The organism is Phenylobacterium sp. (assembly GCF_016793225.1).
Lineage (GTDB): Bacteria > Pseudomonadota > Alphaproteobacteria > Caulobacterales > Caulobacteraceae > Phenylobacterium.
The window spans coordinates 1-5,848 of the sequence record NZ_JAEUMN010000013.1; the positions used below are offsets into that span (position 1 = coordinate 1).

A 5,848-nucleotide genomic window follows, 5' to 3' on the forward strand; every position below is an offset into this window, starting at 1 on the left:
CACGAGCGACGACCCCCCGGTCAGGAAGATGCGGTCGATGGCGTCCGCCGTCAGCCCCGCGTCCTCCAGCGCCGCATCGACGGCGCCTTCGATCAGGGCCAGCTCGGGGGCGATCCAGCGCTCGAAGTCCGTCCGGGCCACCGGCTTGACGATCGAGATCGACCCCGCCTCGAAGCGGAACACGTCGCCCTCGGCGGACGACAGGCTCTCCTTCAGCCGCGAGACCGACCGGTAGAGCCGGTAGCCGTAGTTCTCGTCCAGCACCTCGATCAGGGCCGCGATCCGCTCGGGCTCGACCGCTTCCCGCGCCAGCGCGCGGATCTCGCGCATGTCGCGGCTGGCGCGCAGCAGGGCCAGCTGGTCCCATCGGGCGAAGGCCGCGTAGTACTTGTAGGGGATCGGCAGGGTCTTGCCGAACGAGACGTAGTCGCCGCCCTTGCCCAGTTCCGGCGACACGAGGTGGTCGATGATCCGGTAGTCGAAGGCGTCGCCCGCCACGCCCACGCCGGCGCGGCCGAGCGGGATCGCCCGCATCTCGCCGCCGTGACGTTCGAACCGGATGATCGAGAAGTCACTGGTGCCGCCGCCGAAGTCGCCCACCAGCACGGTGGCGTCGTGGTCCAGCTCGCGCGCGAAGAAGAACGCCGCGCCCACCGGCTCGTAGGCGTAGCGCACCTCGCGCACGCCCATCCGGCGGAAGGCGGTCTCGTACCGGGAGAGCGCGAGCGCCTCACTGGGATTGGCGCCGACGAACTTCACCGGCCGCCCGATGACCACCCGGTCCGGCAGCTCGCCCAGGCCGTCGCCGGCGTAGTCGCGGACCTTGAGCAGGAAGGTCGAGAGCAGGTCCTCGAAGCGGTAGCGCCGCCCCAGGATCTGGGTCTCGGTGAAGCTCTCCTGGGCGGCGAAGCTCTTGAAGCTCTGGATGAACCGGGTCTCGGCGGGATCCTCGACATAGGCCTCGATCGCCCAGGGCCCCGCCGCGATCTCCCGCTCTCCCGGCCGGTCCTCGGGCGCATGGAAGCTGAGGCAGGAACGGAACGCGAAGAGCTCCCCCTCGGGCGCGGGGAAGGTCACCAGCCGCGCGGGACCCTCGGCGCCGGCCAGAGCCAGCACCGTGTTGGTGGTCCCGAAGTCGATGCCGAGGCTGTACATGCGCCGCCCGCCGAAGGGCCGGCGGGCTTAGCAGAACGGCGGTGGGCGGGGAAGTGGGCTGGTCGCCGCCCGCGCCGAGGGCGGCAGCGCCTAAGCGCCCCCTACTCCCCCACCTCCATCAGCGGGCGGTCGTAGGCGCAGACGGTGGCCATCTGGAGGATCTTGGAGACCGAGGCGCCCAGCGGGCAGATCTGCACCGGGCGGTCGAGGCCCACCAGGATCGGGCCGATCACCTCGGCCCCGCCCAGGCACTTGATGAGCTGGGTCGAGATCGCGGCCGAGTGGATGGCCGGCATGATCAGGACGTTCGCGGGACCCGTGAGGCGCATGAACGGGTAGGCGCCGCGGCTTTCCGGCTCCAGCGCCAGCTCGGGCGGCATCTCGCCCTCGTACTCGAAGTCGAGGCCGTGCATCTCGTCCAGCATCCGCACGGCTTCGCGGACGCGCTCGGACCGGTCGCCCATGGGGTTGCCGAAGGTGGAGTAGCTCATGAACGCTACCCGCGGCTCGTAGCCCAGGGTCTTCACCGCCCGCGCCGCCTCGATGGCGATCTCCACCAGCTCCTCGGCCACCGGCATCTCGGTGACGTTGGTGTCGGCGATGAACAGGGTGCGGCCCTTGGCCATCACCACGCTCATGCCGATGATGCGGCCGTCGGGCGCCGGGTCGATGACGTGCAGCACCTCCTCCAGCGCCTGGTCGAAGTTGCGCGTGACCCCGGTGACCATCCCGTCGGCGTGGCCCAGCGCCACCATAGAGGCGGCGAAGGCGTTGCGGTCCTGGTTGATCAGCCGCTGGATGTCGCGGCGCAGGTAGCCCTCCCGCTGCAGGCGGCCGTAGAGGTGGTCCACCGCCGCCTCGTTCCACGACGAAACCCGGGCGTTCAGGATCTCCAGCCCCGCCTCGGCCGGGTCGATGCCCGCGGCCAGCATGTTCTCGTGGACCAGCTCCTCGCGGCCGACCAGGACCGCCTTGCCCAGCCCCTGGGTCTGGAAGGCGTACGCGGCGCGGATCACCGACTGCTCCTCGCCCTCGGCGAAGACGATCTTCTTCTCCGGCGCCGACAGGACCGCGCCCTGCAGCTTCTGCGAGAAGGCCGCCGTGGGGTCCATGCGCTGCGCCAGGCTGGCGCGATAGGCCTCCATGTCGGCGATCGGCCGGCGCGCCACGCCCGTGTCCATGGCCGCCTTGGCGACGAACGGCGGGATGTAGGACAGGAGCCGCGGGTCGAAGGGGGTGGGGATGATGTACTTCGGCCCGAACTTCAGCTGCACCCCGTGATAGGCGGCGATCACCTCGTCGGGCACGTCCTCGCGGGCGAGCTGCGCCAGGGCCCGGGCCGTGGCGATCTTCATCTCCATGTTGATCTGCCGCGCGCGCACGTCGAGCGCGCCGCGGAAGAGGTAGGGGAAGGCCAGCACGTTGTTGACCTGGTTCGGGTAGTCCGAGCGGCCGGTCGCCACGATGGCGTCCTCGCGCACCGCATAGACCTCCTCGGGCAGGATCTCCGGGTCGGGGTTGGCCATGGCGAAGATGATCGGCATCGGCGCCATGGTCTTGATCAGTTCCTGGGTCAGCGCGCCCTTGGCCGAGACGCCGATGAAGACGTCGGCGCCCTTCAGCGCGTCGGCCAGCGTGCGCTTGTCGGTGTCCACCGCGTGGGCCGACTTCCACTGGTTCATGTCGTCCGGGCGGCCGCGCCAGAGCACGCCCTTGCGGTCGACCGCCACGACGTTCTCGTGCTTCACGCCCATGGCCTTGATCAGGCCCAGGGTGGCGATGCCCGCCGCGCCGGGGCCGTTCAGCACGACCTTGACGTCCTCGAGCCGTCGTCCGGTGATCTCGCAGGCGTTGATCAGCCCGGCCGCGCAGATGATCGCGGTGCCGTGCTGGTCGTCGTGGAAGACCGGGATGTCCAGCAGCTCCTGCAGCTCGGTCTCGATGCGGAAGCAGTCGGGGCTCTTGATGTCCTCGAGGTTGATGCCGCCGAAGGTCACGCCGATGTTCTTCACCACCGTGATGATCTCGTCCGGATCGGTGGTGGTCATCTCGATGTCGATGGCGTCCACGTCGGCGAAGCGCTTGAAGAGGACGCCCTTGCCCTCCATCACCGGCTTCGAGGCCAGGGCGCCGAGGTTGCCGAGGCCGAGGATCGCGGTGCCGTTCGAGATCACCGCCACCATGTTGCCCTTGGAGGTGTACTCGTAGGCGAGCTCGGGGTCCTTCGCGATCGCCAGGACGGGCACCGCCACGCCGGGCGAATAGGCCAGCGACAGGTCGCGCTGGGTGCCCATGGGCTTGGTGGCCCGCACGCCGATCTTCCCGGGCGTGGGATAGCGGTGGAAGCTCAGCGCCTCTTCGTCGGTGAAGGAGCGTTTCTCGACCTGATCCATGTATCCCCGCCCGTCCCCTCGGCGCGCCCCACGCGTGAAGCGGCCAACCTATAGAGGCCGCGCGGCCCGGACAACGATGGAACAATCCTCCGCGGCCGCCAGTTGAGGGCCTGCCGGGGAATGGGGGCCTCACAAGGGACTATTCTCATGAATCATCGTGTCGCTCTCGCCGCCGCCGCGGCGATCGCCCTCGCGGGCGCGCCCGCCTTCGCCCAGACGCCCGACACGGGCTCGGCGGCGGGCAGCACCCAGCCGAACGCGGCGACCCCTGCGACGCCGGCCACGCCGGCCCAGCCCGCGGACCCGGGCGCCGGCCCCGCGACGTCTGCGGATCCGGCCACGCCGGCCATGCCCTCGACGGGCGCGGACAGCGCCGCGGCCGCGGGGACCAACGCCAGCGTCACGACCGGCATGTCGGTGGTCGACAACACCGGCCTCACGATCGGCCAGATCACCGAGGTGAAGACCGGCGCCGACGGCAAGCAGACCGCCACCATCAAGATGGGGGCCGACACCTTCGCCGTCGAAACCGCGAACCTCGCCGTGAAGGGCAAGACCGCCGCGGTCAATGCCACTCAGGCCGAGATCAAGCAGATGCTGAAGAAGTAGGCCTCACGGCCCACGACGCGAAAGGGCGGCCCCCACGGGCCGCCCTTTTGTTTGCGCCCGGAACCGCGGGAGCGCGCCCGCGGCCCTCCCGCGCCGTTTCGGATTGACCCGCCCGTGCGGCTCGCGAGAACTAGCGGGCCAACGCCGGAAGCGGAGCCACGTTCTTGTCCGACCCGATCAGGATCGCCATCGCCGGCGCGCTGGGCCGCATGGGGCAAGCGGTCGACAGGGCGGTGAGCGCCGACGCGGCCTTCGCCGTCGCCGCGCGCTTCGACCGGCCCGACGCGGAGGCGCCCGGACTGGCGACGGTGGCCGACGCGCTCGCGGCCGCCGACGTGATCATCGACTTCACCCTGCCCGCGGCCTCGGTGGAGCTTGCCGGGCGGGCGGCCGAGGCGGGACGGCCCGCGCTCGTGATCGGGGCGACGGGCGCCACGGACGCGCAGCGCGCGGCGATCGCGAAGGCCGCCGAGCGCGTTCCCATCGTCTTCGCCGGCAACTACTCGCTGGGGGTGAACCTGCTGATGGGGCTGGTGGCCCAGGCGGCGCGCGCCCTGCCGGCCGAGCAGTGGGACATCGAGGTCTTCGAAGCGCACCACCGGCACAAGGTGGATGCGCCCTCGGGCACCGCGCTGATGCTGGGCGAGGCGGCGGCCCACGGCCGCAGCGTCGACCTGGCCCGCGTGCAGCGCCGCGCCCGCGACGGCATCACCGGCGTGCGGCCGGTCGGCGAGATCGGCTTCTCGGTGCTGCGCGGCGGCGGCATCGTGGGCGAGCACAGCGTCACCTTCGCGGCCGAGGAGGAGATCCTGACGCTGAGCCACTCGGGACGCGACCGCGGCCTGTTCGCCCGCGGCGCCGTGGCGGCGGCCCGCTGGGTGGTGGGCCAGCCGCCGGGCCTCTACGACATGCAGGACGTCCTGGGGATGAAGGGAGGCTGACGTGGCCGGCGACCTCCTCGACCGCGACGCCACCGAGCAGCTCTCGTCCCTCGCCGCCCGCCGGGTTTCCGCGGTCGAACTGCTGAAGGCCGCGCTCGGCCGGCATGCCGAGACCCACGCCGCGCTCAACGCCGTCGTGGCCGCCGACCCCGAACGGGCGCTGGAGGCGGCGCGGGCGGTGGACGACGCCCGGGGGCGCGGCGAGCCGCTCGGGCTGCTGGCCGGGCTTCCCATGACCATCAAGGACACGCTGGATGTGGCGGGCATGGCCGCCTCGTCCGGCCTGGCCGAATACCGGCGCCGCATGACCGAGGACGCCGACACCGTCCACCACGCGCGCAACGCCGGGGCCGTGATCTGGGGCAAGACCAACGTGCCCGTCATGGCCGCCGACTGGCAGAGCACGAACCCCCTGTACGGCGCGACCAACAATCCGTGGGATCCCGCGCGAACGCCCGGCGGGTCCTCGGGCGGCGCGGCGGCGGCGCTGGCCGCGCGGGTCACGGCGCTCGAGATCGGCTCCGACATCGGCGGCTCCCTGCGGGTTCCCGCCAGCTTCTGCGGCGTGTTCAGCCACAAGCCCACCTGGGGCCTCGTCAGCCAGCGGGGCCACGTCCCGCCGCGGCCGGGGTCCTACGCCGAGCGGGACCTCAACGTGATCGGCCCCATGGCCCGTTCCGCCCGCGACCTGCGCCTGCTGCTGTCGGTCATCGAGGCCGGTCCGCTCGCCCCCAAGGCGCCGCCGGCCGA

At 71.7% G+C, this 5,848-nt stretch carries 5 protein-coding genes; 3 read left to right on the top strand and 2 right to left on the bottom strand.

Annotation, left to right across the window (positions count from 1 at the left end):
- Together JNK30_RS01260 and JNK30_RS01265 are read right to left on the bottom strand one after the other, a co-directional pair.
- Nucleotides 1-1,155, bottom strand: a 1,155-nt coding sequence (locus tag JNK30_RS01260) for an Hsp70 family protein (protein ID WP_293479439.1), incomplete at its 3' end; no start/stop codon positions are given.
- 101 nt (nucleotides 1,156-1,256) lie between these two features.
- Nucleotides 1,257-3,548, bottom strand: a complete 2,292-nt coding sequence (locus tag JNK30_RS01265) for an NADP-dependent malic enzyme (protein ID WP_293479441.1) — start codon at nucleotides 3,546-3,548, stop codon at nucleotides 1,257-1,259.
- Nucleotides 3,549-3,695: 147 nt separating this feature from the next.
- Between JNK30_RS01265 and JNK30_RS01270 the strand changes: the two genes are divergently transcribed.
- From JNK30_RS01270 to JNK30_RS01280, 3 genes are all read left to right on the top strand, one after another.
- Nucleotides 3,696-4,157 carry a hypothetical protein gene (locus JNK30_RS01270; protein WP_293479443.1) on the top strand — a complete coding sequence of 154 codons (462 nt, stop codon included), beginning with the start codon at nucleotides 3,696-3,698 and terminating at the stop codon, nucleotides 4,155-4,157.
- A gap of 164 nt (nucleotides 4,158-4,321) precedes the next feature.
- A complete protein-coding gene (gene dapB, locus JNK30_RS01275; RefSeq protein ID WP_293479445.1) occupies nucleotides 4,322-5,098 on the top strand; it encodes a 4-hydroxy-tetrahydrodipicolinate reductase in 777 nt (258 codons plus the stop codon).
- A 1-nt stretch (nucleotide 5,099) separates the two neighbouring features.
- A partial coding sequence (locus JNK30_RS01280; RefSeq protein WP_293479447.1) for an amidase family protein occupies nucleotides 5,100-5,848 on the top strand: 749 nt, incomplete at its 3' end.

Excerpts from the sequence above, each read along its gene's own strand:
- JNK30_RS01265 (WP_293479441.1), bottom strand. The coding sequence starts at position 3,548 with ATGGATCAGGTCGAGAAACGCTCCTTCACCGACGAAGAGGCGCTGAGC.
- JNK30_RS01270 (WP_293479443.1), top strand. The coding sequence starts at position 3,696 with ATGAATCATCGTGTCGCTCTCGCCGCCGCCGCGGCGATCGCCCTCGCG.